Genomic DNA, 26,705 nt, shown 5'->3' on the forward strand with positions numbered 1-26,705 from the left:
ATCCATGCGTGATGTGATCTCCGCCCTCGTGGGGAAGAGTGTGCGGCAAGTCGCCCGATTGCGAGGCGGCGGATCAGCACTCCCCGGGCTCGTCGTTGAGAAGATGGACCCCGGCTTTCTCGGGCGCGTGCTGGGACGGCTGCCGTATGGCGTCGTTGCGGTGAGCGGTACGAATGGCAAGACCACCACGACGAAGATGATCGTCGAGATGCTCGAAGCCGAGGGGCTGCGCGTCTTCACGAACCGCACGGGCTCCAACTTCTCTCGCGGCGTTGTTGCTGCGGCGGTGGCCGAGGGCTCTCTGCGTGGCCGTCTTGACGCCGATATTGCGGTGCTTGAGCTTGATGAGGCCCACGCGATGTTCTTCATTGATCGCGTGCCGCCGCGCTTCACGCTGCTGCTGAACGTCCTCCGAGACCAACTCGACCGCTTTGGCGAGATCGATACGACCGCGAAGCTCCTGCAGCGGATTGCCGATGCCACGACCGAAGGACTCGTAGTCAACCGCGAGGATCGACTGATCCGTACGATCGGTGATCTGACGCGTGAGCGCACCGCAGCGGTGGACGTTCGTGAGTTTGGGCTCTCCGCTGATCTGCTCGCAACCTTCCCGAGCGATGACGACTTTCATGCTGGGAGTGTGTCCGCCGTTGCCGGCGGCGTCGCTGTCGCTGATGCGGATGTCACGCTCATTGAGCTCGGCGATCACGAGGCTGTCTTCCGTGTTGAGGGCAGTGACTATCGCACACCGCTCAAGCTTGAGGGGCTATACAACACCTTCAATGCGGCTGCTGCGCTCGCGGTGGTGCGTCAGATCCTGGTGGCCGGACCACTCCCTGGCCGTGAGGCGCGCGTCACGGTGACACCAGATACCGCGGAAATCGTTGCGGCGCTGGCCCAGGTGCGCCCCGCCTTTGGCCGTGGCGAGCAGCTTGAACTTGATGGTCAACCGCTTGAACTTGTGCTCGTGAAGAACCCGGCCGGGTTCCGCCTCGGGCTCGCCTCGTTCGCTGCTGACGGTGTTGCCGCAATGATCGCGATCAATGATCAGTACGCTGATGGTCGCGACATGTCGTGGCTCTGGGACGTCGATTTCACCTCGTTGCAGAGCGGCGGAGTCGACACGGTGAGCGGAACGCGTGCCTGGGATATGGCGCTGCGGCTCGAACACGACGAGGTGCCCGTCGCAGCTGTCGAGGAGAACCTCGGACGCGCGCTGGCGGAGTTCCGCGCACGCACGATGGGTCAGCCGCGCAGAATCTACTGCACCTACACGGCGATGCTTGAACTGCGTCGCGCCCTCGCAGAAGTGACCGACGTGGAGGATATCTGGTGAGCGCAGCTGCAGCCGCGGGGGAGACCCCGCAGGAACTCGTGATCGTGTCGCTCTACCCGCGCGATATGAACATCTACGGTGACCGCGGCAATGTGCTCGCGATTGAACGTCGGGCAACAGCGCACGGGTTTGTTCCCCGCATTGTCGAGGTCAATCCTGGCGATCCGCTGCCCGAGACCATCGACCTGATCGTGGGTGGCGGCGGCCAGGACTCCGGTCAGGGCCGCGTTGCCGCTGATCTTGCGCTGCGCGCTGACCAGTTCCGTGCGCTGGCGGATGACGGCGTGCCGATGCTCATGATCTGCGGGCTGTACCAGCTCTTTGGCCACCGTTTCGTCACGCACACCGGCGAGGAGCTGGCGGGCATCGGAGTGCTTGATGTGGAGACTCGCGGTGGCAGCGAGCGCATGATTGGCAATATCGTGCTCGACACGGCCGAATTCGGTGAGATTATCGGCTACGAGAACCACAGCGGCAACACAACACTCGGCCCGGGATCGACGCCGCTCGGCCGTGTGGTGCAGGGAGCCGGCAACAACCCGAATGACGGTGTTGAGGGTGCGCGCAGCAGCAACGTGATTGGCAGCTACCTGCACGGCTCACTGCTGCCGAAGAACCCTGCGCTGAGCGACTTCCTGATTGGCGAGGCGGCCCGGCGCCGCTACGGCTCGTTCGAGCCTCGCGCCGAGCTCAACGAAACCGTCCGCCGCGCCCGCGAAAGCGCAAAGCGCCGCCCCCGCTAGCCCTCTGCCCTGCCCTGCTCTGCCCATCCGAGCTGGCGCCCAACTTCGTCCAGCGCCGCCCTCTGCGTCCTCAGCGTCGGAACCTATCCTGAACGTCTCGATTGTTCCCGAAGCTTGCGGCACCGAAGAGTGATCTGCGCATCAAGGATGCTGGTCGGGGTGGGAGAGAGGTGCAGGCGGCTAGCGCCAAACATGAGCTGACTCGGCGTCGTAGAAGTGAAGCTTGAGTGGCGTTCCGCCGTTGGACCTACGCTTCTTGCTGAGATCATGAGCTCGGACTCGAATCTGAGCTTCAGAAGAACCCGGGCGAACCGAAACAAACAATGTAGTGATCCCGCTTTCTTCCCTGGTGATCTGGTTGAAGAGATGCTCGTCGTTGCTGCTGAGCGAGGAGCCATGGATGAAGAGAGCTCCTGAGAGGCTGCCCAGCTGGTCGTAGCAATTGCTCAGATACTTGCTCTCCTCAATTCGAACTCGTTTGTCTATGGAACTCCCTTCTGTGACGATCAGCGGGTGTTGCTGCAAGGCAATTCGATCACGAATTTCATCCATAATGAGTCCGTCTTGCCGTGCCGCTTTGGTCGTCACTGAACTCTCCTCGAAAAGATGAATCGCGCCATGTAGATAGTAAATCTTCTGGGAGTTCGACAGGCGCCACTTAAAGCCGTTGTCGTAGGAGCCCCGGAACCCATCGTCTTTGGGGACTGATTGACTGGCGGCATGGTTGACGGCCCAATAGAGGAGCAGGTCGTAGTTCGTGGTGAATAGCGATGTGAAGTGCGCGAGAAATTCGTTGACGTTGCGTCGTTCTTCCGAGTCAAGCGTCCAAGCGTGCGCCGGGTGGAGCCGTGCAATGGCCGCAGCAAGTCCCGTACGAATCGCCGTGCTATCCGCTTCAATCTGACCAATTATCTCGGAGTCGCCTCCGTAGACGGCAAGAAGGTTTGCACATCGGTCCAATCGGCGAATGACGGTTTCAAAGTCCTTGCTGTTCATCGCTTCCTCAATCTCGACCTTCTCGCCAGTGAGAGTGAAATCTGCGCGATCCCAGAGGGAACCGTAATTGAATGTGTCGTCTCTGCATGCGCGACTAAACCCATTGCCAAGCAGGGCGGAGAGCGGCTCGCTACCCAGCTTTGCCAGTTCGATTGCGTCTGAAAACTTCAATGTCTCGGTGATCATGACCTCAGCCTAGAGTTCTATTGATCAGCTATGAGTTGGGGCTGCGAAGTGCAGTGGGTGGCCAGGGAAAGTTCGGTGCCTTTCGAGCAATGCCACTGTCGCAAAAACTTTTTCAAGATCCAAGGAATATTCGTCTGCATGTATCTGTTGCATCTCTCAGACCGACGTACTCGATTGAAAGGCAACACAACATGGCTATCACCGCTGATCAGATCCCCGGCTACCGCGCAGGCACCTGGGTGATCGACCCCACGCACTCCGAGGTCAGCTTCTCTGTCCGCCACCTCGCGATCAGCAAGGTCAAGGGAAAGTTCGAGAACTTTGACGCCACTTTCGTGACCGCCGAGAACCCGCTCGAGAGCTCCGTCCAGGCCAGCGCCGAGGTTGCCTCGGTCAACACCAACGAAAAGAACCGCGACGGCCACCTCCGCACGGGCGACTTCTTCGCCGCAGAAGAGTTCCCGCAGCTCACCTTTGCTTCCACCGGCGCACGCGAGGACAAGGGTGACCTCCTGGTCGACGGCGAGCTCACCATGCGTGGCGTGACCAAGCCGGTCACTTTCAACTTCGAGTTCGGTGGCTTCGGCGAAGACCCCTACGGCAACTACAAGGCCGGCTTCACCGCCACCACTGTCGTCAAGCGTGAGGACTTCGGCCTCACCTGGAACGCCCCGCTGGAGAAGGGTGGCCTGCTGCTCGGCTCCGACGTGACGATCTCGATCGACGTGCAGGCAGCGCTCCAGGCGTAGGCAGCAGCGCTCGCGTTGACCGCGAGATAGACAGCGGGGCGGGGCCAATCGGCCCCGCCCCGCTGTGCATTTCGGAACCGTCATGTCTGCTGGAAGGCTGACCAACAGAGAGACACGTGGCTCGCGGCTCAGTCGAAGAACGCCGGCGAGAGTGACCCCGTGTGGTGTTGGGATTCGTGTGCGCGGTGGCGCTCCCATTCGAGCCGATTCCTCACATCGCCATGACCACGGCGGACTGCGCTGTGCGCGACGCTGACCAGACTGTGGAGTTCACCGACCAGACCGTGGAGTTCACGCGGGATCCGGATCAGTCCAGCTCGCCGGTGATCCGCCCGCGTACGCGGCGCAGATCCTCCATCAGGGAGCCGATGAGCACCCAGTGTGTCGGGTGTGGCCGGGCGATTGTGTACGGCTTCGTGAGTGCCGGCGGCTCTGCTGCGTCCTCAGGATCGGCCGCTGGCCGCCCCAGCCGCTCAAGGTCGTGAGCTGCACGCCGCATCTCCTCGACCATCCCGATCACGAAGGGATCGGTCACGAGGTCTGCATCGTAGAGATCCGAGAGTGCTCGCGCCATTCCAATCACCTGGGTCACGATGCGCTGGAGTCGCTGGAACAACTCGTCGTCCTCCGCGAGCCCCTGCTGATAGCGCCGACTGCGCGGATTGAAGCGGAGACTCTCGCGGGCCTGGCGCAGCAGATCGTGCACTCGGCCGCGCTCAGCCTGCAAGCTCCGTGCGTCGGCGAGCATCTCGGCGAGCCAGGCCGCGTCGCGCGGTGCATCGAGTGCGTCAGCGATGCGGAGCAGCACTTTTGAGGAGTGCTCAGTGAGCCCGACGATGGCGTCATGCACCGATGATGTCCGGACCGGAGCGATCACGAGGGCGTTCAGCGCAACTCCGATCGTCGCTCCGATCGCGGTCTCGATCAGGCGTTCGGCGCCGTAGAGCAGTTCGATCCCGCCGAGCGCGATCATCAGTAGCGCCGTGATGGCGATTTGGTTCGTTGACGACGGCGTCATGCGCAGCAACCAGCCTACGGCCATCGCCACAATGATCGCCGCGATGAAGAGCCAAGATTGCTGCCCGAATAGGGCGCCCGCGCCGAGCGCAACGGAGATGCCGACGAGCACTCCGACCACTCGCTCGATCCCGCGCGTGAGCGACTGGTCGACGTTGTCTTGCATGACGATCAAAGCGGCAATCGCCCCGAAAATGGGGAGTTGCTCCGGGAAGATCAGGAGGCACACAAACCAGGCCAGGATCGCGGCAGCCGCGCCCTTCGCGAGCTGGTACCAGGACGGCCGCACCTGCACGGTGAACCTGCCGGTGACATCGCGCTCGAAGCGGCGCCATGGGCGGGTCACCGGGCCGGTCACAGGACGCCCAGCTTCCGCAGCTCCTCCCGCAGCGTCGCACCGTCAGGCCCATAGACCCAGGGCACGCCGCTCGTGGTGCGGTTCAGTCGCGCCTTGGAGCGTCCGCCTGCGAGCACGGCCTCACCAACAGACAACTGCCGGATCGCGACCGCCGCCACGTTCTCAGGGTGCGCGGTCGCAAACTCATGGTAGAGCGACTCATCGTGCTGTCCGTCATCGCCAATCAGTACCCAGCGGACCTCGGGGAATTCAACAGCGATGCGCTTGAGCTCCCGACGCTTGTGGTCGGTACCGCTCCGGAACCAGCGATCGTGTGTTGGTCCCCAGTCAGTGAGAAGAAGCGGGCCCATCGGGTAGAGATTGCGCGCGAGGAAACGGCTCAGCGCGGGGGCTGCGTTCCACGCGCCGGTCGACAGGTAGATCACGGGGGAGCCGGGGTGGTGTGCCACGAGGTGATCCAGCATCACCGCCATTCCCGGGGTCGCGGATCGCGCATGTTCGTCGAGTACGAAGCTGTTCCAGGCGGCGACAAATGGTTTGGGCAGGGCAGTGAACAGGATCGTGTCGTCCACGTCCGAGATCACCCCAAACTTGGCTTCCGGATCTACGATGTTCACCGGCGCGTCCGCCGCCTCGCCTTCGCCTGCGCGGAGCGTGATGGTGTGCCAGCCGGGCGTGAGCGTTACCGGCACAATTGAGTCGATCACACCGCCGCGATCGGCAGTCACCTCGGCAACGAATTGGCCGTCGATGTGCACGCGAACCGGCTGGTGCGGCACGGAGAGGCTCGTGAAGGTGCGCCATCCCCGCACGCGCGACACCTGCGCGACGTCCGGACGGAACCGGGTGTGCTCACGCGTGTCAGGTTTCAGGTACAGCACGCGGCCGAGCACACGGACCCAGTCCGTGCCCCCGTAGCCGATGTACGGGATCACCGAGGGAGTTTTGCCCTTGGCCACCGCGCGGCGCGAGCGGCGCACATGGATCCAGTCCTCGAGCCTCGCCGCAAAACGAGGGCGGGTGTCGGGCTGATCGGCGGCAGTCACGAGTTCAGTCTAGGGCTGTTCAGTCCACGGCGCTGACACTGGGCGCGGGGGTGGCGGGCGCAGTCGGCTCGAGTTCCAGGTGTGCGCGCTCCCGTTTCATGAACGCGCGCTTCAGCACCCAGAGCACGATTACGACGAGGAGCGCGCCGCCAACAAAGATGAATCCTGCGCCCTTCACGCGACCGGCCAACTGCTCGTAGCCCGCTGCGGCGCCTGCGCCAAGCGAGACCACAATCACGGCCCAAATGATGCTGGCCGAGGCGGTCCACGCGAGGAACTTGCGGTACCGCATTCCGGCCATGCCTGCGGTCAATGGGATCAGGGAGTGCAGCACGGGAAGGAAGCGAGAGAGGAAGACGGCGACGCCGCCGCGCTTTCCGAGGTAGTGATCCGCAAGTGCCCACTTCCGCTCGCCCAGACGGCGGCCGAGCCTGCTGGTGCGCAGGCGCGGGCCGACCCACCGCCCGAGCGCGAATCCGATGCTCTCGCCTGCCACAGCGCCGCACACGAGTGCGAACACGAGCCAGCCATACTGTGTGGGACTCGAGACGCCGAGCGATGCAACGATCGCGATCGTGTCGCCCGGCACGATGAGGCCGATAAAAACAGAGGTTTCGAGCAGCATGCCGATTCCCGCAATGATGGTTCGCAGCACGGGGTCCAGGTCGCGCAGCGCCGCGATCAGGGTGTCGAGCAGCTCGGTCATTGCACTAATGATAGAGAACGGGGCTGATTCGAGGCCGAATACAAGCTGTCGGTTGCCCGTGATTCTTCGGGGTGCGGTGGGGTGTTCCGTACACGCTGGACGCCCACTCGGGCGCGTCTTCTGAGGCTCCGGGCAAGTCGCTTCACGCGAAGCAAAATCTTGCTCGACGTCAAAACTGATTCGGAGGACATTCACAGATATTGGTAGTCTTGCCACAACTGGTCGCCGACCGGTAGCTCCGGCGAGAATGACATCTCGGTGCGGAACTCACTAAGGGAGTGTGGCCCTTTCGTGGGGGACGTACTCTTCGTTCAGGAGCGATACATGAACGAATTTCTCGACGCGTTGACGCTTGCCCGGTGGCAATTCGGCTTGACAACGCTGTACCATTTCATCTTTGTTCCGCTGACGATCGGGCTGAGCCTTCTCGTCGCGATTCTCCAGACAGTGTGGGTGCGCACGGGCAAAGTGAAGTACCTGAAGCTCACCAAGCTGTTTGGCAAGATCTTCCTCATCAACTTCGCGATGGGCGTCGTGACTGGCATCGTGCAGGAGTTCCAGTTCGGAATGAACTGGTCAGACTACTCCCGTTTTGTCGGCGACATCTTCGGTGCGCCACTCGCGATGGAGGGCCTAATTGCCTTCTTCTTTGAGGCAACGTTCATTGGTCTCTGGATCTTCGGCTGGGACAAACTGCCCAAGAAGCTCCACCTCATGTCGATCTGGTTCGTGTGGATCGGAACGGTGCTCTCCGCATACTTCATCCTCGCGGCAAACGCCTTCATGCAAAACCCGCAGGGCTACACGCTGAACGAGGAGCGTGGCCGCGCCGAGCTCGAGAGCATCGGGGCCGTGCTGCTGAACCCGGTGGCGCTGACCCAGTTCCCGCACACCATCTTTGCCGCGATCATGTTCGCCGGTGTTGTCTTGGTCGCGGTCGCTGCGTGGCACTTGCAGCGCAACCAGTTCGTAGATGAGATGCGTACGGCACTCCGCTTTGGCGCGTGGGCAAACATTCTCGCCTTCGTTGGTGTGGGACTGACCGGCCACTCGCTTGGACTCGTCATGACTGAGACACAGCCGATGAAGATGGCTGCGGCTGAGGCGCACTACGCGACCTCCTCCGGCGCTGATGCATCGTTCTCGCTGTTCAGCCTTGGCACCCCTGACGGACTGCACGAGATCTTCTCTGTTCGCATTCCGTACCTCTTGTCGTTCCTCTCCACTGGCACATTCGATGGCACCGTAGAGGGCATCAATGACCTGCAGGCGGCCTACACCGAGATGTACTGCGGTGACGCAGGGAGCGCGCTCACCTGCCCCACAGATGGCTCCTTCACCCCAATCATTTGGGTCACCTACTGGGCATTCCGCTGGATGATGGGCCTTGGCATCCTTGCCACCTTGGTGTCCGTAGTTGGCCTATGGGTCACGCGCAAGAACGCAGAGCTCCCGAAGTGGATGTGGAAGGTCGCAATCTGGACCGCACCGATCCCGATGCTCGCGTCGCTCGTTGGGTGGATCTTCACCGAGATGGGCCGCCAGCCCTGGATCGTGTTTGGCGTAATGACCACAGAACGAGGTGTCTCGCCCGGAGTTCCGGGGTGGGCAGTGCTCGTCTCGCTGATCGTGTTCACGCTCGTCTACGGCGCCCTTGCTGTCGTCGAGTTCAAACTGATCACCAAGGCTGCGAAGGAGGGACCGCCGGAGATCGAAACCGATGCTGACGGTGAACCCGATCATCAGTCGCTGGCGACGGTCTACTAGGAGGAACACGAACATGGAACTCACCACACTCTGGTTCTTCATCGTCGGTGTGCTGCTCATCGGGTACTTTGTGCTCGACGGCTTCGACTTCGGCGTGGGCATGTCGCTGCCCTTCCTCGGCAAGGACGACACGGATCGCCGCTTGCTCGTCAACACGATCGGACCGGTCTGGGATCTGAACGAGACCTGGCTGATCGTGGCGGGCGCGTGCCTGTTCGCGGCGTTCCCCGAGTGGTATGCCACGATGTTCTCCGGCTTCTACCTCGCCTTGCTGCTGATCCTGGTTGCCCTGATCTTTCGTGGAGTCTCCTTTGAGTACCGCCACCAGGGCAAGGGGCAGCGCTGGACTCGCTGGTTCGACCACTTCATCTTCTGGGGTTCGGTTCTTCCCCCGCTGCTCTGGGGTGTTGCGTTCGCGAACCTCGCACAGGGGCTCCCGATTTCTCGGATGGACAACGGTGGCTGGATCTACGAGGGCACGCTTCTCACACTGCTCAACCCGTATGGTCTTCTCGGCGGCCTCACGCTCCTGCTCATCACCTTCACTCACGGCCTCGTGTTCGTGGCGCTGAAGACGCTGGGCGACATGCGTGAGCGTGCGCGTGCACTGGCAACGAAGGTTGGAGTTGTCACGATCATCGTGGGAGCGGCATTCTTGATCTGGACGATCATGCAGCACCTCGAGAGCGACACGCTCTGGGCCATCATCCTGTGCTCCGCACTCGCGGCTATTGCCCTGATTGGCGGATGGCTCGCGAATCTGCGTGGCCGCGAGGGCTGGGCCTTCACCGCGAACGCAGCGGCAATCGTGTTTGCATTGCTCGCAGTATTCATGGCGCTCTTCCCGAATCTGATGCACTCAAGCATCGATCCGGCTGAATCCATGTCGATCGTGGGCGCGGCCAGCTCGCAGAAGACGCTCGAGCTCATGACCTGGGTCGCGGCCTGCACGCTCCCGCTGGTGCTCGCGTACCAGGCGTGGACGTACTGGATCTTCCGCAAGCGCCTCTCGCGGGAGTCGATCCCGGCCGGCGCCCACTAGATGACGCACCGGCACGCGCTCGCGTGTGCCGGTGCGGCCATCGCCGCATCTTCGCCCCGGGCCGCCTCACCGCGTCCCGGGGCGTTCGTGTCCGGCCCCACTTCAGGTCCGGTGTTTCATCAGATGTACGTGCCGGCCCTCCCGTAGACTCCCGAATGGCGCCCGTTCATGGCCGTTCTCCCGTCACCACAACACCAGGACTTTCGTGAAACCTTTTGACCCGAGGCTGCTGCGCTACGCGAGCGCCTCACGCAGCGTCTTCCTGCTCGGCGGAATGCTGGGCCTCGTGCGGACGCTCGCAATTCTCGCGTGGAGCTGGTGCCTCGCACAGGCGATCACCGCCGTTGCGCTCCCGGCGCTCGGCGGTTTCGGTGGCGCGGCTGGACGGGTAGCGGAGGGGGCATTCACCCCTGAGCAGCTCCCGTTCCTCATCGGTGGCGGGCTCTTGGCACTGTGCGTCCGCTCGCTCGCTGCGTGGGGGATGGACGCTGTGGCCGCGCGCGGGGCAGTGCGCGTCAAGACGCAGCTTCGGGCAGCAGCGCTCGATGCGCTCGACGGACGCTCGCCGGAACGGTCGGACGGCCGCTCGGACGCCGAGCTCGCAACCACGCTCGGTCGCGGACTCGATGCGCTTGATGGCTACTTCTCTGGCTATGTGCCGCAGCTCGTACTCACACTCGTGGCGACGCCGATTCTCGTGGTCGCTGTGCTGCTGGCGGATCCGATCAGTGGCATCACGGTATTGATCGTGTTCCCGATCATTCCGGTGTTCATGATCCTCATCGGGATGGCAACGCAGGCGGTGCAGGATCGGCAGTGGGCACAGCTGCAGCGGCTCTCGTCCTCTTTTCTTGACGCCGTCTCCGGGCTGGCAACGCTCAAGATCTTCGGGCGTGAGCGGCGGCAGTCAGCGCGCATCGCCGCCGAGACTGAGGAATACCGCTCACGCACAATGAAGGTGCTCCGCGTCACCTTTCTCTCCGGCTTTGTGCTCGACCTCGCAGGAACGTTCTCGATTGCGCTCGTCGCGGTCACCGTGGGCACACGGCTCGTGAACGGGGAATTCCCGCTCGGTCTCGGCCTCTTTGTGCTGCTGTTGCTGCCGGAGGTGTTCATACCTATCCGGCAGGTGGGTGCAGCGTTCCACGCCTCAACTGAGGGGCTCGCCGCCTCAGGCGAAGTATTCAGCCTCATCGAGGGGAACGCGGGTGCCGGATCAGGGATCGACACCGCTGCCGATCCAGTCGCCGCAGATCCGACTGCCGTCACCGATCTCTCCGCAGGCGCTCCTGTTTCTGGCGCTTCCACTGTCGCTCCGGACGGGGCCGTGCGGTTCAACGCCGCGCGGATCGCTCGCGGTGATCGCGACGTCGTCGGCCCCGTCTCGTTCTCGGTCTCGCCGGGTGAATTCGTCGCGCTCGCCGGCCCATCCGGCGCCGGAAAATCGACGCTACTTGGCGCGCTGCTCGGGTTCGTGCCGCTCTCAGGGGAGCGCTTGAGCGCCCGGCCGAGCTGGCCTGGACCGGCCAACGCGCCGGCCTGCTGCAGGGCACTGTCGCAGCCAACGTTGCGCTGGGTGCCGAGCAGGCTGACGCCGACCGTGTGCGCCGCGCGCTCGACACGGCAGGGCTCCCCGAGCTTCCCGGTGATCGTGAGCTCGGCGCGGCTGGAGCGGGAGTGTCAGGCGGCCAGGCGCAGCGGATCGCGGTTGCACGCTCACTGTACCGGGCCTGGTCGCTTGGGCCGGGCACGGCACTGTTGCTTGATGAACCCACTTCGGCGCTCGATCGAGCCACAGAGGCGCGCGTGTGCGCGGCACTCCGCGCAGAGGCGGAGAGTGGACGCCCCGTGCTTGTCGTCAGCCACCGGCAGGCGGTGCTCGATGCCGCCGACCGAGTCGAACGAATTACCGCAGCGACGGCGCAGGAGGGAACGCGATGAGCGCGCACACGGAAGCAGCACGCAACGCAGTGCTTGCTCGGGCGATGCCGAGCCCACGGCGCCGGTTCCCAGGGATCGCGTTCGGTGTCCTCGCCGATGTCTGCGTCGTTGGCCTGCTCGGTCTGAGTATGTGGTTGATTGTGCGCGCGGGGGAGCAGCCGCCGATCCTGCACTTGACCTTCGCGATCGTTGGCGTGCGTGCGCTCGCGATCGGACGCGCTGCCTTCCGCTACACAGAGCGGCTGTTCAGCCACGACGCTGCGCTCGCGCAACTGGCCACGCTCCGCGCTGACACCTTTACCGCGCTGCTCCCGCGCGTACCTGGCGCGATCGAGTCCCACCGCCGTGGCGAAGTGCTCGCAGCGTTTGTCGACGACGTGGATCAGTTGCAGGACGAGCCGCTGCGCGTGCGCCAACCGATTGCGGTGAGCGCGGTGGTCGTGATCCTGAGCTTGGTGGTAGTTGCGCTGATCTCGCCGCTGGCGGCGCTCGTGCTCGCTGTGATGCTCGTGGCTGCCGGAACGCTCGCAGTGGTGCTTGCCCAGCGCACTGCCGGTGCTTCAGATCGCGAACTCAGCACTGCGCGCGCGGCGCTCGTTGATGCACTGCTCGAACGGTTTACCGCCGCGGAGGTGCTGAGTGCCTTTGGTGCGATTCCGCAGCAGCGCGCGCGCATCGCAGCGGCTGAAGCCCGGCTGTCCGCGGTGCAGCTGCGCCGTGCGCGATCGGTGGGTGCGACAGGCGCGATCCTCGCATTGGCCTCGGGCCTCGCGTCGATCCTGACCCTGCTGGTGCTGCTCCCGCAACTCGGGAGCGGGGTATCGGCTCCACTGTTCGCGGCGGCTGTGGTGATCCCTGCCGCCGTGTTTGAAGTGTTTGCGCAGGTGCCGCAGGCGCTGGCCGCGCGGCGTGCAGTGCAGTCGAGCGCCGATCGGGTCGCCGCGCTGACGGAGTCCGAGATCCCTGCCGAGATCCCCGTTACCGACCCGGAAGATTTCGCGTTGGTCGGCGAGGAGGCGCGCACAGCGATCCCGTTCGACTCTGCCGCCGCGCTGGTCGAGGTGCGCGGCATGTCCGTGCGGCACCCCGGTGCGCCGCGCGATGCAGTGCACGGCCTCAGCTTCGCGCTGCATGCGGGAGAGACGCTGGTGATCACGGGCGAGAGTGGCGCAGGCAAGTCCACGGTGGCGCTCGCCCTCGTACGCTTCCTCGCCTACCGGGGTCCTACCGGCTGCGCGGTGTTGAAGTTTCCGAGTTGCCGATTGCCGAGGTGCGCCGCACTGTGGGGCTGTGCGAGCAGAACCCGCACCTATTCGATGCTGATTTGCGCCAGAACCTGAAGTTTGCGCGCGATACCGCCTCAGACGAGGAGCTCATGGCCGCGCTCGACCGCGTCGGCCTGGGGGACTGGGCCCGCTCGCGAGGCGGCCTCGACGCGCCTGTCGGTGAGCACGGGGCGCTCGTGTCCGGCGGGCAAGCCCAGCGCATTGCCCTCGCGCGTGCCCTGCTTGCGGACTTCCCGGTTGTGGTGCTCGATGAACCCACCGCCGGTGTGGATCGCGAGTTGGCTGATCTTCTGCTGCAGGACTTGATCGGAGCCGTGCCGGCTGACCGCGCGGTTGTGCTGATCACCCACACTGAGTTGCCGGCCGAGATACCGGCGGAAACGCTGGAGCTGACGGCGCCAGCGTAGGCTTGCCAATCTGCGCCAGCGCGCGTGAGGTCTGTCAGCATTGGCCGGCTGGTCCAGCTGCGGCAGGGGGTGCTGCGGGCTCAGCGAGAGCGAAGCACCCGCCCAGCTCGCTGAAGCCGCATCGCTCTCTGCACACGTGTCCGTGTGGCTCGAAGCTCAGCGCAACTCAGCCTCGCTGCTCGGAGAACATGGCCTCGCCGCTGGGCCCCGCAGCGGGGAGCGACGCAACCGTTTCCCAGCAGCGGTCGAGTGCCTCACGAAACCACTGCAGCCGACCCGGGACTGGAGCAGAGAGGGGTACCCCGTCAATCTCGGTGACCGGCCGAATGCCGTGCAGCGCGTTGACCGCCCAGACTTCGCTCTGCTGAAGTGTTTTCGGAGTGGGCGCGCCCAGTGTGAACCCCCCGGTGCGGCGGCGGTGTGGTGCGACGCCAACAAGCCTCCGCGACGCCGCATTACTGATGAGTGACTCGGTAATTGAGCGCACTCTGTTCGGGCTCGAGATGATGTGCCCGGACTCCGGGCTGTCGTCGGCCCAATAGATCAGGCTCGTTGTGGCGCCCTCGAGCGCGCGTCCTTGGGTATCGAGGAGCAGGGCTTCGGCTTCGAGCTCACGATTGAGCGCAGTAAGGGTGCCGATGTTCGGCCCTTTGCGATCCGGGTGTGTGAGCTTGAGCCCGCTCACGCTGCGCATGGCGAGCGACTCACTGAGCTGGGGCATCGGCCGAAGCGAGAGCGCGTACTCAGGTCCGCTGGCCGTGCGCCACAACTCCAGGCGCGGAAACCCCGCACCGAACGCGGCAATGCGGTGCCGTGCCTGTTCAATGAAGGCGTCGAGTCGCGTCGCTTCGCCATCTGGGAGTTCGATCTGGGCTGCGATGAGTGCCGAATCCCGGTCGGCTGACGCCAGGGAATCGCGCATCTTCTGCTCGGCTGCCGCCTGGCGCTGTGCATGCCGGCGGGCGGCAGTGTCACTGAGTGAATCGAGAAAGGCCTCCCGCACGGTGCCGCTGAACCGTGCAAGGTGGTGCGCGAACCCGCGCACCTGGGCAACATCAGCGTGATCTCTGACTCTGAAAGAATCCGCGACGAGGAGCTTTCGGGGCTCGGGGGGCGCTGTCATGCCGTGAGCGTACCATCAGCGATATGCTGTGCCCGTGACGGCGAGGGGACAGGGCGGAGCGAAGCGCGCAGTCGCGGTTCCCGGTGGTGCTGCGGCGGTTGCGCGGCGGATTGCGACGCGCGAGTCGGCGTGGTGTTGGCTCGACGGCGGAGCGCCGGCTCCGGGTGAAACGAGCACGAGCTACTGCGGCATCGCCTCCGAGGTGCGGATCGCCGAGTCGGGTCGAGAACGAGCGTTTCTTGCGGGACTTGGCAGCGATCACCCACACTCAGGCGCTGCGGGTTCAGGCTTCTCCTCCGGCTGGATCGTTGCTCTCGGCTATGAGTTCGGGGTCGCCCTGCTCGGGCTCGATCCGGCACCGGATGATGCTGCAGCAGGGTTCGCGCTGCGCCTCGACGTCGTGCTTGCCGTGACCGGCGAGCAGGGCGAGCTCCGTGGAGGATCGGAGCGAGAGCTCGACGCGTGGATTCTGGCGCACGGCGATGTACTTTCCGGCGCCGGTGATGCGGCGTATCCTGCGGGTGCTGGGGCAGGGCAACGAGCGCCGGCCCCGGCTTCAGCGGTGTGGCGTCGCTCTGACTCTGACTACATCAGCGAGGTGGAGACCTGCAAAGCGGCGATCAAAGCGGGTGATGCCTATGTGCTGTGCCTCACCGACACCGCAGAGCTGCGAGGTGATTTCGATCCGCTCGCACTGTTTGAGCGGCTGCGCGTGAACGGTCCAGCGAGCCGTGGTGCCGTCATCGTGACGCCGGATCGGTCACTCGTGAGCACGAGTCCAGAGCGGTTCCTCTCCGTGCACTCCGGGCGCATCGCGACCCACCCGATCAAGGGCACGCGGCCGCGCGGCGCCACATCGCAGCTCGATGCTGGCCTCGCACGCGAGCTTGCCGCGGATCCCAAGGAGCGCGCCGAGAACCTGATGATTGTTGATTTGCTGCGCAATGATCTCGCGCAGGTGTGCGTGCCGGGCAGTGTGGCCGTGAGCGGGTTTCTCCGAGTCGAGACGCACCCGCATGTGCATCAGCTCGTCAGCACGGTGAGCGGACAGCTGGCCGGCGGACGCGGCATCGCTGACGCACTCGCGACCTGTTTCCCAGGTGGGTCGATGACCGGCGCGCCCAAGCGCAGCGCCGTCGAGATTCTCGCAGGACTTGAGGCTGGCCCACGCGGGCTCTACGCCGGCTGTTTCGGCTGGATCGACGATCGCGGTGACGCAGAGCTCGCGATGACGATCCGCGGGGTGGAGCTGCGCCCTGGACGGGCACTCGTGGGGGCGGGAGGTGGCATCACCGCCGACTCGGTGCCTGAGAACGAGGTGCGTGAGAAGCACTTGAAGGCCAGCGCGCTGCTTACAGCGCTCCGGGACTGACGGCTCGCTCTGCTCGCGGCCAGATTCCCGGCGCCGACGCGGTATTCTGGAGGGTATGTGCCGCGCGCGAGTGCGGCGATCCAAACCAAGATCGAGGTGTGTGTGACCGAGCAGCTGAGCCGTGATGCCGAGGGCTACGACTTCCAAGCGATTCAGGATCGCTGGCTTCCCGTATGGGAGGACCTGAAGCCGTTTGAGGTCGGCGTTGGCGACGCTTCGCGGCCGAAGAAGTACGTCCTCGATATGTTCCCGTATCCCTCGGGGGATCTGCACATGGGCCACGCGGAGGCGTTCTGCTTCGGCGACGTGTTGGCGCGCTACTGGCGAGGCCAGGGCTACGACGTGCTGCACCCGATCGGGTGGGACTCGTTCGGGCTGCCCGCGGAGAACGCCGCGATCAAGCGCGGCGTCGATCCGCGCGAGTGGACGTACGCGAATATCGCGCAACAGAAGGCCAGCTTCCGTGTCTACGCGCCGTCGTTTGACTGGAGCCGCGTGCTGCACACGAGCGACCCCGAGTACTACAAGTGGAATCAATGGCTGTTCCTCAAGATGTACGAGAAGGGCCTGGCCTACCGTAAGGCCAGCTGGGTGAACTGGGATCCCGTGGACCAGACCGTGCTCGCAAATGAGCAGGTCCTCGCGGACGGCACCTCCGAGCGCTCGGGGGCCATGGTCGTCAAAAAGAAGCTCACGCAGTGGTACTTCCGGATCACCGATTACGCAGACCGCCTGCTCGATGATCTCGACGCACTCGAGGGCCAGTGGCCCACGAAGGTGCTCAACATGCAGCGCAATTGGATCGGCCGCTCTCGTGGCGCCGAGGTCGAATTTGAGATCGAGGGGCGGGCGGAGAAAGTTCCCGTCTTCACCACGCGTCCCGACACACTGCACGGCGCCACCTTTATGGTGGTCGCCCCTGACGCCGATCTCGCCGCAGAGCTCGTGGCAGATGCCTCGCCTGAGGTGCGCATGCGGTTCCAGGAATATTTGGAGCAGACTCAAAAGCAGACTGAAATTGAACGGCAGAGCACGGAGCGAGAGAAGACGGGCGTCTTCCTTGATCGCTTCGCAGTGAACCCGGTCAACGGCGAGCGCATTCCCGTGTGGGCATCCGACTACGTGCTCGCTGATTACGGCCACGGTGCAATCATGGCGGTGCCGGCGCACGATCAGCGAGACCTCGACTTTGCGAAGAAGCTTGATCTGCCGGTGCGGGTCGTTGTTGACGTCCGAGATACGGACGGCGTTGCGCTGCCGGATCCGGCTGAGAGCGGTACGGCCACCTCGGGTGAGGGCGTGATGGTCAACTCTGCCGAGCTCAACGGGCTCGGCAAAACCGAGGCGATCGCCAAAGCGGTTGAGGTGCTCGAGGCGCGCGGCACTGGCCGCGCCGCCACGACCTACCGCCTGCGCGATTGGCTGATTTCGCGCCAGCGCTACTGGGGCACACCGATTCCGATCCTGCACGGCGCCGATGGCGACATGCGCCCGGTCGATACTGCGTCGCTCCCGGTCGAGTTGCCAGCATCCGAGGGGCTCGACCTGAAGCCGAAGGGGAGTAGCCCGCTCGGCGCTGCCACCGAGTGGGCGACTGTGGTGGATCCGGATACCGGGGAATCTTGGACGCGGGATCCGGACACGATGGACACCTTCGTGGACAGCTCCTGGTATTACCTGCGGTTCCTCTCGGCAACGGACAACACGCAGGCGTTCGATCCGGAGCTCGTGAATGCCTGGGGGCCGATCGACCAGTACGCAGGTGGCGTTGAGCATGCCATCCTGCACCTGCTGTATTCGCGCTTCATTACGAAGGTGCTGCACGATCTCGGCTACCTCGACTTCGAAGAGCCGTTCACGGCACTGCTGAACCAGGGCATGGTGCTGCAGGACGGTGCGAAGATGTCGAAGTCGAAGGGGAACCTCGTCGAGTTCGCAAGCGAACTGCAGGCGCACGGCGCCGACGCGCTGCGCGTGACACTCGCGTTCGCCGGTCCACCCGAGGACGATATCGACTGGGCTGACGTCTCCGTGCAGGGCTCCGCGAAGTTCCTGGCCCGCGCCTGGCGCGTGGCGGATGACGTCGAGTCGGGTGGGGCGCCGGCAGGTGCCGACGCGAGTGCGGGTGACAAAGTGCTGCGGCGTTCGACACACCGGCTTCTCGCCGATGCTCCCGGCCTGATTGAGGCATACAAGTTCAACGTGGTCGTGGCGCGGCTCATGGACCAGATCAACGTGACGCGAAAGACCATCGACTCGGGCGCCGGCGTTGCGGATCCTGCGGTACGCGAATCCGCTGAGGCGGTCGCCCAGATTCTCTCGCTGTTCGCACCGTATGCCGCTGAGGACATGTGGGCGAAGCTGGGGCACCCGGCCACTGTGGCGCTCGCTGTTTGGCCGAAGGCTGATCCTGCGCTGCTCGTCGAGGACGAGGTCACCCTGGTCGTGCAGGTGGACGGCAAAGTGCGTGATCGCTTGACGCTGCCAGCAACGGTGACTGAGGCCGAGGCTGAGGCGGCTGCGCGCGAGTCGGCTGCGGTACAGCGCGCGATCGGGGACCGCCAGATCGTCAATGTGATTGTGCGTGTACCGAAGATCGTGAGCATCGCGACGAAACCCGCCTAGCGGGTGCGCTCAAGGGGGTCGTGGCCGGTGGCTGCGGCCCCCTTGTGCGTTTCATGGGGCCGAGCGCTTGCAAGCTCCGCTTCACCATGCAGACGGGCGTTTGAGATGTGTTACATTCGGAGACAGCGCGGCGCTCCGCGCACGCAGCTGTTCGAGGAGGAACCCCGGATGACACGACATGCGCGGTACGTCGACGCGGCGGGGGACCTTCGGCTGGGTGAGCTGGAGGTGCGTGCGGACGGCGCGCTCCGGATGCGACCGGATTCCTGCACCGGGGCCCGTGCGGATCCCTTGGTGCTGAGACCCGCGCCCTCGGTGCTGCGCGGGGGCATCGTCACCGGCCATTTCACTGATTGGCATGTGCATCTTCAGCTCATCGACGCGACTGAACTCGACGGCGGTCCTATCGGTCGCGTGCTGGACCTCGGCGGTACTCCGGAGACGATCCGCGCGTTGCGTGACCGCGGACAGGCTGCGGAGCTGCGGAGTGCTGCGCAGATCGATTTCGCTGGTGCCTTCCTCACCGCGCCGGGTGGCTATCCCAGTGACCGCTCGTGGGCGCCTCCCGGCTCTTTCCGCGAGTTGCGAACAGTGTCCGATGCCGCATCGGCCGTGGCTGAGATGGCCAGTCTCGGTGCGAGCCACATCAAAGTGGCCAGCAATAGCGCAGCGGGCCCGGTGCTGAGTGATGAACTCTTTCGTGCGGTGGTGGCCGCTGCCACAGCTGCTGGGCTCCCTGTCGTGGCGCATGCGGAGGGGCCAGGCGAGGCAATGCGGGTGTTCGAACTCGGGGCGACCTGGTACGCGCACACGCCGTTTTCTGAGCGCCTCAGTGAGGATGAGCTGCGGGTGCTTGCGAACGGGGCGATCTGGATCTCTACTCTCGACATCCACGGCTGGGGCGCACCAGACGAGGAGTTCCAGATCGCGCTCGACAACCTCGCAGGATTCGCCCGGCTGGGCGGGCGCGTGCGGTACGGCACTGACCTCGGGAACGGGCCGCTCCCGACGCGGCTCAACGCGCGGGAACTCGCGGGTCTCGGGCGGGCAGGGCTGAGCCCCGCTGCACAGCTCGCGGCGCTGACGCCGGCTGATCCCACCCGGGACGACAGTGTGCTGTTGTGGGTGCCAGGCGATGGCATGGAGCACCTGGATCTCGCAGCGGCGCGGCCGCTCACCAGCTCAACACTGCCTGATTCAGGAGATCTCCGATGACCGATGACACGACTCAGCTTCTCGCGCGCGCTGCCGCACTTGACGCTACTGATCCGCTTGCGGAATTCGCTGAGCGCTTTGTGCCCGCCAGCGGGGTGGTTGCGTATCTCGACGGAAACTCGCTCGGGCGGCCCCTGCGCGCCACGAGCAGTCGGATTGATGCGTTCGTTCGCGGTGCGTGGGGTTCGCGTCTGATCCGATCTTGGGATGAGCAGTGGATGGAACTGCCGCTCACTCTCGGTGACCGCGTTGGTGCGATCGCGCTCGGCGCCGCGGCTGGCCAGACAGTGGTAGCCGATTCAACGACGGTAATGCTGTTCAAACTCATCTCTGCGGCCGTGGGCCTGCGGCCGGGACGCAGCGAGATTCTCATCGAGGGGAGCAATTTCCCCACGGACCGCTTCGTGGCGTCGGGGATCGCGGCCGCACACGGGCTCGAACTGCGGGTGCTGGCGGGTGATCCGCTGACCGGAGTTTCCGCCGAAGGCGTCGCGGAGGCGGTTTCAGAACGGACCGCACTCGTGGTGCTCAGCCACATCGATTACCGCTCCGGCGCGGTCGCCGATATGCCTGCGATCACCGCTGCAGCGCACGCGGCCGATGCGCTCATACTGTGGGACCTGTGCCACTCGGTCGGAGCCGTGCCCCTCGAGCTGGATCGCTGCGGAGTCGACTTCGCGGTGGGGTGCACGTACAAGTATCTGAATGGTGGGCCAGGATCTCCTGCATTTGCGTATGTCCGCAGTGACCTGCAGGGAAGCGCCGAACAACCGATCTGGGGCTGGATGGGCGCGGCCAACGTGTTTGAGATGCGAGAGCAGTACGAGCCGGCTTCGGGCATGCGGAGATTCATCAGTGGCACTCCGCCGGTGCTCGGCATGCTTCCCCTCATGGACATGCTCGATCTGGTGGAGGAAGCGGGGCTCGCGAGGATCCGTGCGAAGTCACACTCTCTGACTGCCCTGGCGATCGAGGCGTATGACCAGGTGCTGGCGCCACTCGGGGTGACGTTGCGCACTGCGCGGGATCCGGAACTGCGTGGTGGGCACGTGACGTTCGGGCACGAGCGCTTCCAGGAGATCACGCTGCGCCTGTGGGGAGATGGGGTGCTCCCTGACTATCGGCATCCTGGTGGTATTCGAATCGGCCTGTCTCCATTGAGCACGAGCCATGCCGAGACGCTGCGAGGTGTACTCGCGATTCGGGATGCCCTCGTGTGAGAAGATGCCACCGGCGCGCTTCGGAATGCCCTGACACGGTCTTCGCCCCCAGCCGCGCGGTTCAGGGTTCAATCACGAAGTTCTCCCCAATGACGTCATAGGGGCGTTGAGAGGCGCGGCGTCTCCCTAGTTTGAGGGGCATGACTCCCGATCATCTCCGTGCTCGCCTGCCAGCCACCGAGCGGCCTCTTCTGCGTCTACCCGAGCCGCCGGGCGAGGACCCCGAGCGATACCCACTCGACTCGCGAGTCGTACCGCAGGACGTCGCCTCGTCGCTGAGCGCTGCCTCGCAGCAGCCGACCCCGCAACGTTGGAACTCGGAAGTGCTGCTCACCGGGCTCTCCCACCGGGAACAGCCGGTGCACAGCAATGGATCAGCGCCTGAGCCACGCTCAGATCGTGGAGCCTGGGTGCGGGAGCCCACGCCAGAACGTCACGGCGCTGCCCTGCATTGGGCGGCTACCGTGTCACTCCGCGATCGCATACGACACGGCATCGCCGCGCCAATGGCCGTGGGGACGACGGTCTTCGTAGTGGCGCTCGGTGTTGCACTGGTCGTCAGCCTGCTGAGTTCGCGGGGCAACGTGCTGCCGGAGGACACGGGAAGCGGGGCCCCCAGCACGGTGGACGCGCTCGAATTGGCGGCCGGAGGCAACGGAACCGGAACCGATGGTGCGCCTGCTGCGATGACTCGCGGCTCAGGAGCTCGAGCTGGCGAGCCCGCTGATGCGCTGGGGAACGATCCACACTTTGTCCACGTCGTGGGTGCAGTCCTGGCGCCGGGGTGGTCGAGCTTCCCGAGGGCGCGAGGGTATCGGACGCACTCGACGCAGCGGGAGGCGCGACATCCGAAGCGGTGCTCGCTGGGGTCAACCTTGCGCGGCTCGTGGTGGATGGCGAACAGATTGTCGTGCCCGATGCTGCTGCTGTGGTGGCGGGGGAGACCGAGGCAGCGGCTGCGAATCCCCGGTCTCCGCGTGGTGAGGCCGGTGGCAAAACTCGACTCAACATCGCCGATGCTGCCGAACTTGAGCAACTGCCACGGATCGGCCCAGCAATCGCCCAGCGGATCATCGAGTGGCGCATCGAGCACGGCCCGTATGCGTCCGTCGATGCTCTGCTCGACGTGCCCGGAATTGGTGTCAAGACCCTGGACGGGTTTCGAGACCGCGTAGAGCCGTGACCGCGCAGAGTGAGCGGGCGCGCGCTCCGGTGTGTGCGCCTCCCGATCCGGCACACGGTGACCGAATGAGACGCTGGGCTTCGGTGGCCGTGAGCGGGACTGCGGCTGGGCAGTGCGGGCCCGGTCTGCCCATTGGCCGACACCGGGCGAACACTGGAACTCGCCGATGACTGGGGCTCACCGTGACTCGAGCCGCGTCGAAGCCGACCGTGAGTTCCTGAGCGCTGTTCACCCAGCGTTCCGCAGCGGGCAACCACCGCCCGGGATCTGGCGGCTCCTCGCTCCGGCACTCCTCGCGTGGGCGCTGAGCGCGTTCGCGGTGGTCCGGCCCGGGACGGGGCGCTGGCTGCTGCTCGGTGGTGCTGCGCTCGGCGTTGTCGTCGTGTGTGGCGAACTCTTCGCCGGACTGCAAGACGCACGGCGGAAGCGCGAGCATGATCGCCGACAGCCACCAGACTCAGCCCACCGAGCGCTCGGGAAACCGACTGCCCGCGCGCGGACACCGCGGTACCTCGCCGGGCCGGTGGTGATCAGCTGCGCCCTCGTGGCGCTGCTCGGGGCTCGAATCGATCACGGCGAGACGGTGCGCAGTGACGCGACTCTCGAAGCTCAGGCGGAGCGAACTACCGCCCGCAGCTACGAGGTGATCCTGCGCGGATACCCCACCACCGGGGACGGCGCGACCTGGATTGTGGCGAGCGTGCGCGGAGCGAACGGTTGGGTGCCGATCGTGCTCTGGTGTGGCAACGATGCCTTCGATACCCGCGCGGAGACCGCTCGCTCAGTGACCGGAGCCATGAGCGCTGCCGCGCCGCCTCCGTCGGGATCACCGTCGGGGAGTGCGCCTGAGCCGGAGCACGAACGCGACGTGTGTGCACCTGAGTGGGGGCCAGGGGCTGCCGTGGTGGTCCGCGGTACGCTCGTCAAACTGGAGGCAGGATCGAGCTCAGCGTTCGGTGTCCGGGTCAGTGCGGCCCGGTCACGCAGCAGCGGGGAGCAGCGAGCACTGGAGCGGCCGGACTCAGGACCGGCCTGCGGGCCGCGGCAGCGCAGATCTCAGGGGCGGAACTCGTCCCCGGCCTTGCTGTCGGAGACACCGCTCTGGTGGATCAACACACCGATGCGCAGATGCGGAACGCGTCGTTGACCCATATGGTCGCGGTGTCCGGAGCAAATTGCGCACTTGTTACGAGCTCGCTCGGATGGGTTGTTGCGCGCTGCGGAGCGGGCCGTCGGATACGGGTCCTCGTGCAGGCCACGGCGCTGATGGTGTTCGTGTATATCGTCGGTCCCGACCCAAGCGTGCAACGCGCTGCAGTGATGGCCGCGGTGATCCTGCTGTCTGGGTATGGCGGGAAACGCAGTGTCGCGCTTCCCGCACTTGCCTGTGCGATCATCGCACTCCTGGTGCGCGATCCGTGGCAGTCCTTGCATCCTGGCTTCGCGCTCTCCGTTGCGGCAACAGGCGGCATCTTACTCGCGGTGCCCGCGTTCACCCGCGCGCTCGCACGTTGGATGCGGGTGCCCCGGTGGGCCATCCTTCCGATCGCCGTGGCCGCGGCGGCTCAAATGGCGTGTGCGCCGCTACTGGTGCTCATTCAACCGGGACTGCCCGCGGTCGGCGTGCTCGCCAACGTGGTGGCCGCGCCTGCTGCGCCGTTCGGAACAGGGCTCGGCCTCGTCGCCCTGATCACACTTCCGATCGCGCCGGACTTGGGCGCGTGGTGCACACAGCTGGCTGGCGTGGCAGGGCAGTGGATTGTTGGAACGGCGGCAGTGACGTCAGCATTGCCGTACGCACGTTGGCCGTGGCCTGGTGGCTGGCCAGGAGCTCTGCTGCTCGCGGGCGTCGAGGTCGCACTCGGCCTCGCTTGGTGGCTGTTCTCCAGCAGAGTCAGTCGGTCCGCGCGGGGTCGGCCCTGGGGCTCCGCCACGACCGCTTCTAAATCGGCCGTTCGTTGGACGCTCGGCCTCGCGACAGCCGGAGTGGGCACGCTGCTGGGGCCCACCGTAGTTGCGCCGACCACCGCGCGCACTGCTGTGCCGCAGGATTGGAGCGTTGTGGCGTGCGACGTTGGCCAGGGAGACGCCGTTCTGGCCCGTGATCCGGCGAGACCCTCGGAGGTGCTGCTCGTGGACACCGGTGACGACGCAGAAGCGCTCCTGGGATGCCTGGAACGGTTTCGGGTCGACCGGATCACTCTGTTGGTCATCAGCCATGATCATCAGGACCACTTCGGTGCACTCAGCGCGGTGTCGAGCCGCGTGGATCGAGCGTTGGTGGCCCCAGAAAACCGTGAGGGTGGGCGTACGCGACCCCTGCTCGAGGAGCTCGGGCGCGCAGGTATCCCCGTCGACATCGCGCGTGGCGGTGCCCGGGGCACTGTCGGCGCGGGCATGCCGTGGCGCATACTGGGCCCGAGCGGGGAGCGCGTGCCAGCCAATGCCAACGCTGCAAGCGTGGTGATGACCGTGCGTGCCGGAGCATTCACGGTGTTGTTTCTCGGGGACACCGGTGAAGAATCACAGACTGAGTTGCTCAGATCAGCTGGCGAGCTCCGCGCAGACATCGTAAAAGTCGCGCACCACGGCTCGCGCGACCAAGCCCCTGCGTTGCCCGCACGAGTCAGGGCTGAACTGGGGCTGATCTCGGTGGGCCTGGACAATCGCTACGGACACCCCACGACAGAAACCTTGGCTGAGTTGCGCTCAGCGGGCACGCGGCCAGCCCGCACAGATGAACTGGGGAGCATCGCGGTGAGCGGAGAACCGGGGCGGCTTCGCGTGTGGGGAACATCTCCGAGGGCGCCCTCAGAATCAGCCACCGTGGTCCGCTCAGACTGAACGCTCCGCACTCTCACAGTGTCGATAGTCCGGGTGTCTGGGGTCACAGCTAGGGTTGAGGGGTGGCAGCAGCACGAGGAACCCAAGCGAAGACCCCGCAGCTCGACTGGACGGAGGCACGCCCTGCTCCGGTCGTGCTCATTAGCGGGCCGGAGGCCTTTCTTGCTGACCGCGCCGCTCAGGCGATCCGCACCACACTTGTCGAAGCGCACCCCGATCTGGAGGTGCACGACGTCGACGCCGCATCCTATGCAGCGGGGGAGCTGTTCACGCTTGCGAGCCCGTCACTCTTTGCTGAACCCAGACTCCTCCGCATTGACGGAGTCGAGAAATGCTCAGATGCGTTCATTGAGGATGCGAAACGCTACCTGACCGAGCCCGCGGACGACACGACGATCGTGCTGCGGCACAGCAGCGGCCAGCGAGGCAAGGCGCTCCTGGACCTGATTCGTAAGGGAACCGGCGATGCGATTGAGATCGCTTGTCCTGAGGTGAAGAAAGACGCCGACCGGCTCGCATTCGCCCAGGCAGAGTTCCGTCGCCTCGGTGCGCAGATCACCCCGGGAGCGCTCCGAATGCTCGTCGGTGCATACTCTGGTGGCATCGGCGAACTGGCTGGCGCTTGCGTGCAGCTCGTCTCTGACGTTGGAGCGCGCATTTCCGAGGATGAGGTCAACCGCGCGACAGAGGGCCGGGTCGAGACGAACGCATTTCGTGTCGCTGATGCGGCTACTGCCGGGCGAGGCGCGGAAGCTTTGGTGCTGCTGCGCCAGGCGCTCTCCACTGGCACAGACCCGATCCCGCTGCTCGCAGCGCTCAATATGAAAATGCGCGCTATGGCTCGCGTCTACGGTGCGAGCGGTGGAAGCGGCCAACTCGCGAAGGAATTGGGCATGGCCCCGTGGCAGGTTGAGCGTGCGCAGCGCGAGCTCCGTGGCTGGCGCGAGGCTGATCTCGCTCGCTGTATCGACCAGGCGGCCGAGACCGAGTGGCTCCTCAAAGGCGGCACACGCGATCCCGAGTACGCCCTCGAGAAGTTTGTGCTCCTCGTGGCGCGCCGGGGACGCGAACGGCAGTAGATTGCTTGCCCGGCGCCGCGTACTCGGTGGAGCCAGCACACTGCCCGGCGCCGCGCCCAACTCGGATCGTTTGCGGGGAGGGCGGGGTACGGCTGTTCGCTCGGGTGCGGCTGAGACGTCGGAGGGCAACGCAAAACGGGCCCCGCCGTAGCGGAGCCCGTTTGGGTGAGATCCAGAGGATCTCGAAGCACGATGCTTAGAGCGCAGCAACCTGGCTCGCGAGAGCCGACTTGCGGTTCGCTGCCTGGTTCTTGTGGATAACGCCCTTGGAAACGGCCTTATCGAGCTTGCGGCTCGCGACCTGGAGCTTCTCCTCAGCGACGGTCTTGTCGCCGGCAGTGATGGCCACACGCGTCGCGCGGACCGCGGTGCGGAGCTCGCTCTTGTACGCGCGGTTACGCTCGGTAGCCTTCAGGTTGGTCTTGATGCGCTTGATCTGCGACTTAATGTTTGCCACGTTGTGG

The 26,705-nt window shown here is 65.1% G+C and carries 22 protein-coding genes and 1 pseudogene; 16 read left to right on the forward strand and 7 right to left on the reverse strand.

Features of this window, described 5'->3' with window-relative positions; all coding sequences use genetic code 11:
• Positions 1–4 precede the first annotated feature (4 nt).
• Positions 5–1,336, forward strand: coding sequence for a Mur ligase family protein (locus K1X41_RS00585; protein WP_220175072.1), 1,332 nt, complete (start codon positions 5–7; stop codon positions 1,334–1,336).
• Positions 1,337–1,401: 65 nt separating this feature from the next.
• Positions 1,402–2,079, forward strand: coding sequence for a type 1 glutamine amidotransferase (locus tag K1X41_RS00590; RefSeq protein WP_258566747.1), 678 nt, complete (start codon positions 1,402–1,404; stop codon positions 2,077–2,079).
• A gap of 180 nt (positions 2,080–2,259) precedes the next feature.
• Here K1X41_RS00590 and K1X41_RS00595 read toward each other — a convergent pair whose 3' ends face one another.
• On the reverse strand, positions 2,260–3,261 hold the full coding sequence (locus K1X41_RS00595) for a DUF4917 family protein (protein ID WP_220175073.1): 1,002 nt from the start codon (positions 3,259–3,261) through the stop codon (positions 2,260–2,262).
• A gap of 191 nt (positions 3,262–3,452) precedes the next feature.
• Between K1X41_RS00595 and K1X41_RS00600 the strand changes: the two genes are divergently transcribed.
• Entirely contained in the window at positions 3,453–4,010 is a 558-nt protein-coding gene (locus K1X41_RS00600; RefSeq protein WP_133617439.1) for a YceI family protein, read from the forward strand.
• Positions 4,011–4,317: 307 nt separating this feature from the next.
• Here K1X41_RS00600 and K1X41_RS00605 read toward each other — a convergent pair whose 3' ends face one another.
• From K1X41_RS00605 to K1X41_RS00615, 3 genes are read right to left on the reverse strand one after another with little or no spacing between them, the layout of a single operon-like run.
• Positions 4,318–5,385 carry an FUSC family protein gene (locus K1X41_RS00605; protein ID WP_133617438.1) on the reverse strand — a complete coding sequence of 356 codons (1,068 nt, stop codon included), beginning with the start codon at positions 5,383–5,385 and terminating at the stop codon, positions 4,318–4,320.
• Positions 5,382–6,431 carry an App1 family protein gene (locus tag K1X41_RS00610; RefSeq protein WP_165875581.1) on the reverse strand — a complete coding sequence of 350 codons (1,050 nt, stop codon included), beginning with the start codon at positions 6,429–6,431 and terminating at the stop codon, positions 5,382–5,384. Before K1X41_RS00610 ends, K1X41_RS00605 begins: the two co-directional genes overlap by 4 nt.
• 19 nt (positions 6,432–6,450) lie before the next feature.
• Entirely contained in the window at positions 6,451–7,137 is a 687-nt protein-coding gene (locus K1X41_RS00615; RefSeq protein WP_220175074.1) for a DedA family protein, read from the reverse strand.
• A 324-nt stretch (positions 7,138–7,461) separates the two neighbouring features.
• On the opposite strand from K1X41_RS00615, the gene K1X41_RS00620 reads away from it, so the two are divergent.
• The 6 genes and pseudogenes from K1X41_RS00620 to K1X41_RS00640 all read left to right on the forward strand — a co-directional run bounded on the left by K1X41_RS00620 (position 7,462) and on the right by K1X41_RS00640 (position 13,580).
• Positions 7,462–8,904 (forward strand): cytochrome ubiquinol oxidase subunit I, encoded by a 1,443-nt coding sequence (locus K1X41_RS00620; RefSeq protein ID WP_132203043.1) that lies wholly within the window; start codon positions 7,462–7,464, stop codon positions 8,902–8,904.
• Positions 8,905–8,917: 13 nt separating this feature from the next.
• Positions 8,918–9,946, forward strand: a complete 1,029-nt coding sequence (cydB, locus tag K1X41_RS00625; RefSeq protein ID WP_220175075.1) for a cytochrome d ubiquinol oxidase subunit II — start codon at positions 8,918–8,920, stop codon at positions 9,944–9,946.
• Positions 9,947–10,220: 274 nt separating this feature from the next.
• Positions 10,221–11,381: pseudogene (locus K1X41_RS00630) on the forward strand (ABC transporter transmembrane domain-containing protein); the annotation flags it as partial.
• Between the two features lie 107 nt (positions 11,382–11,488).
• Positions 11,489–11,887, forward strand: a complete 399-nt coding sequence (locus K1X41_RS15280; protein ID WP_258566748.1) for an ATP-binding cassette domain-containing protein — start codon at positions 11,489–11,491, stop codon at positions 11,885–11,887.
• 173 nt (positions 11,888–12,060) lie between these two features.
• Positions 12,061–13,227: an ABC transporter transmembrane domain-containing protein gene (locus K1X41_RS15905; RefSeq protein ID WP_309478059.1), complete on the forward strand. Its 1,167-nt coding sequence runs from the start codon at positions 12,061–12,063 to the stop codon at positions 13,225–13,227.
• Positions 13,158–13,580 carry an ATP-binding cassette domain-containing protein gene (locus tag K1X41_RS00640; protein ID WP_258566593.1) on the forward strand — a complete coding sequence of 141 codons (423 nt, stop codon included), beginning with the start codon at positions 13,158–13,160 and terminating at the stop codon, positions 13,578–13,580. The genes K1X41_RS15905 and K1X41_RS00640 overlap by 70 nt, the downstream gene beginning before the upstream one ends.
• 166 nt (positions 13,581–13,746) lie before the next feature.
• On the opposite strand, the gene K1X41_RS00645 is transcribed toward K1X41_RS00640, so the two are convergent.
• The gene (locus K1X41_RS00645) at positions 13,747–14,703 is read right to left on the reverse strand and encodes an aminotransferase class IV (RefSeq protein WP_220175077.1); all 957 of its coding nucleotides are present in this window, start codon (positions 14,701–14,703) and stop codon (positions 13,747–13,749) included.
• 34 nt (positions 14,704–14,737) lie between these two features.
• Here K1X41_RS00645 and K1X41_RS00650 point away from each other — a divergent pair, with 34 nt between their 5' ends.
• From K1X41_RS00650 to K1X41_RS00670, 5 genes are all read left to right on the forward strand, one after another.
• Entirely contained in the window at positions 14,738–16,075 is a 1,338-nt protein-coding gene (locus tag K1X41_RS00650) for an anthranilate synthase component I family protein (RefSeq protein ID WP_220175078.1), read from the forward strand.
• A 102-nt stretch (positions 16,076–16,177) separates the two neighbouring features.
• Positions 16,178–18,700, forward strand: a complete 2,523-nt coding sequence (gene leuS / locus K1X41_RS00655) for a leucine--tRNA ligase (RefSeq protein ID WP_220175744.1) — start codon at positions 16,178–16,180, stop codon at positions 18,698–18,700.
• Positions 18,701–18,868: 168 nt separating this feature from the next.
• Positions 18,869–19,915: an amidohydrolase family protein gene (locus tag K1X41_RS00660; RefSeq protein ID WP_220175079.1), complete on the forward strand. Its 1,047-nt coding sequence runs from the start codon at positions 18,869–18,871 to the stop codon at positions 19,913–19,915.
• A complete protein-coding gene (locus K1X41_RS00665; protein WP_133617430.1) occupies positions 19,912–21,135 on the forward strand; it encodes a kynureninase in 1,224 nt (407 codons plus the stop codon). Before K1X41_RS00660 ends, K1X41_RS00665 begins: the two co-directional genes overlap by 4 nt.
• A gap of 784 nt (positions 21,136–21,919) precedes the next feature.
• Positions 21,920–22,318, forward strand: coding sequence for a ComEA family DNA-binding protein (locus K1X41_RS00670; RefSeq protein WP_258566594.1), 399 nt, complete (start codon positions 21,920–21,922; stop codon positions 22,316–22,318).
• 636 nt (positions 22,319–22,954) lie between these two features.
• Here the strand turns inward: K1X41_RS00670 and K1X41_RS16055 are convergent.
• The gene (locus K1X41_RS16055; protein ID WP_396426491.1) at positions 22,955–23,116 is read right to left on the reverse strand and encodes a hypothetical protein; all 162 of its coding nucleotides are present in this window, start codon (positions 23,114–23,116) and stop codon (positions 22,955–22,957) included.
• An 84-nt stretch (positions 23,117–23,200) separates the two neighbouring features.
• Between K1X41_RS16055 and K1X41_RS00680 the strand changes: the two genes are divergently transcribed.
• Positions 23,201–25,162 carry a ComEC/Rec2 family competence protein gene (locus K1X41_RS00680; RefSeq protein ID WP_396426492.1) on the forward strand — a complete coding sequence of 654 codons (1,962 nt, stop codon included), beginning with the start codon at positions 23,201–23,203 and terminating at the stop codon, positions 25,160–25,162.
• A 62-nt stretch (positions 25,163–25,224) separates the two neighbouring features.
• On the forward strand, positions 25,225–26,241 hold the full coding sequence (holA, locus tag K1X41_RS00685) for a DNA polymerase III subunit delta (protein WP_220175082.1): 1,017 nt from the start codon (positions 25,225–25,227) through the stop codon (positions 26,239–26,241).
• A gap of 196 nt (positions 26,242–26,437) precedes the next feature.
• Here holA and rpsT read toward each other — a convergent pair whose 3' ends face one another.
• Positions 26,438–26,698, reverse strand: coding sequence for a 30S ribosomal protein S20 (gene rpsT / locus K1X41_RS00690; RefSeq protein WP_132203063.1), 261 nt, complete (start codon positions 26,696–26,698; stop codon positions 26,438–26,440).
• Positions 26,699–26,705 lie beyond the last annotated feature (7 nt).

This window comes from Leucobacter luti (assembly GCF_019464495.1).
Classification (GTDB): Bacteria; Actinomycetota; Actinomycetes; order Actinomycetales; family Microbacteriaceae; genus Leucobacter; species Leucobacter luti_A.

Bases quoted from the DNA above. Each gene is read 5' to 3' on its own strand.
- K1X41_RS00585 (WP_220175072.1), top strand. From the start codon at position 5: ATGCGTGATGTGATCTCCGCCCTCGTGGGGAAGAGTGTGCGGCAAGTC.
- K1X41_RS00590 (WP_258566747.1), top strand. From the start codon at position 1,402: ATGAACATCTACGGTGACCGCGGCAATGTGCTCGCGATTGAACGTCGG.
- K1X41_RS00595 (WP_220175073.1), bottom strand. From the start codon at position 3,261: ATGATCACCGAGACATTGAAGTTTTCAGACGCAATCGAACTGGCAAAG.
- K1X41_RS00600 (WP_133617439.1), top strand. From the start codon at position 3,453: ATGGCTATCACCGCTGATCAGATCCCCGGCTACCGCGCAGGCACCTGG.
- K1X41_RS00615 (WP_220175074.1), bottom strand. From the start codon at position 7,137: ATGACCGAGCTGCTCGACACCCTGATCGCGGCGCTGCGCGACCTGGAC.
- K1X41_RS00620 (WP_132203043.1), top strand. From the start codon at position 7,462: ATGAACGAATTTCTCGACGCGTTGACGCTTGCCCGGTGGCAATTCGGC.
- cydB (WP_220175075.1), top strand. From the start codon at position 8,918: ATGGAACTCACCACACTCTGGTTCTTCATCGTCGGTGTGCTGCTCATC.
- K1X41_RS00645 (WP_220175077.1), bottom strand. From the start codon at position 14,703: ATGACAGCGCCCCCCGAGCCCCGAAAGCTCCTCGTCGCGGATTCTTTC.
- K1X41_RS00660 (WP_220175079.1), top strand. From the start codon at position 18,869: ATGACACGACATGCGCGGTACGTCGACGCGGCGGGGGACCTTCGGCTG.
- K1X41_RS00665 (WP_133617430.1), top strand. From the start codon at position 19,912: ATGACCGATGACACGACTCAGCTTCTCGCGCGCGCTGCCGCACTTGAC.
- K1X41_RS16055 (WP_396426491.1), bottom strand. From the start codon at position 23,116: ATGGCTCCGGTCACTGAGCGAGCGGTCTCCGCGCGGGTATCGAAGGCA.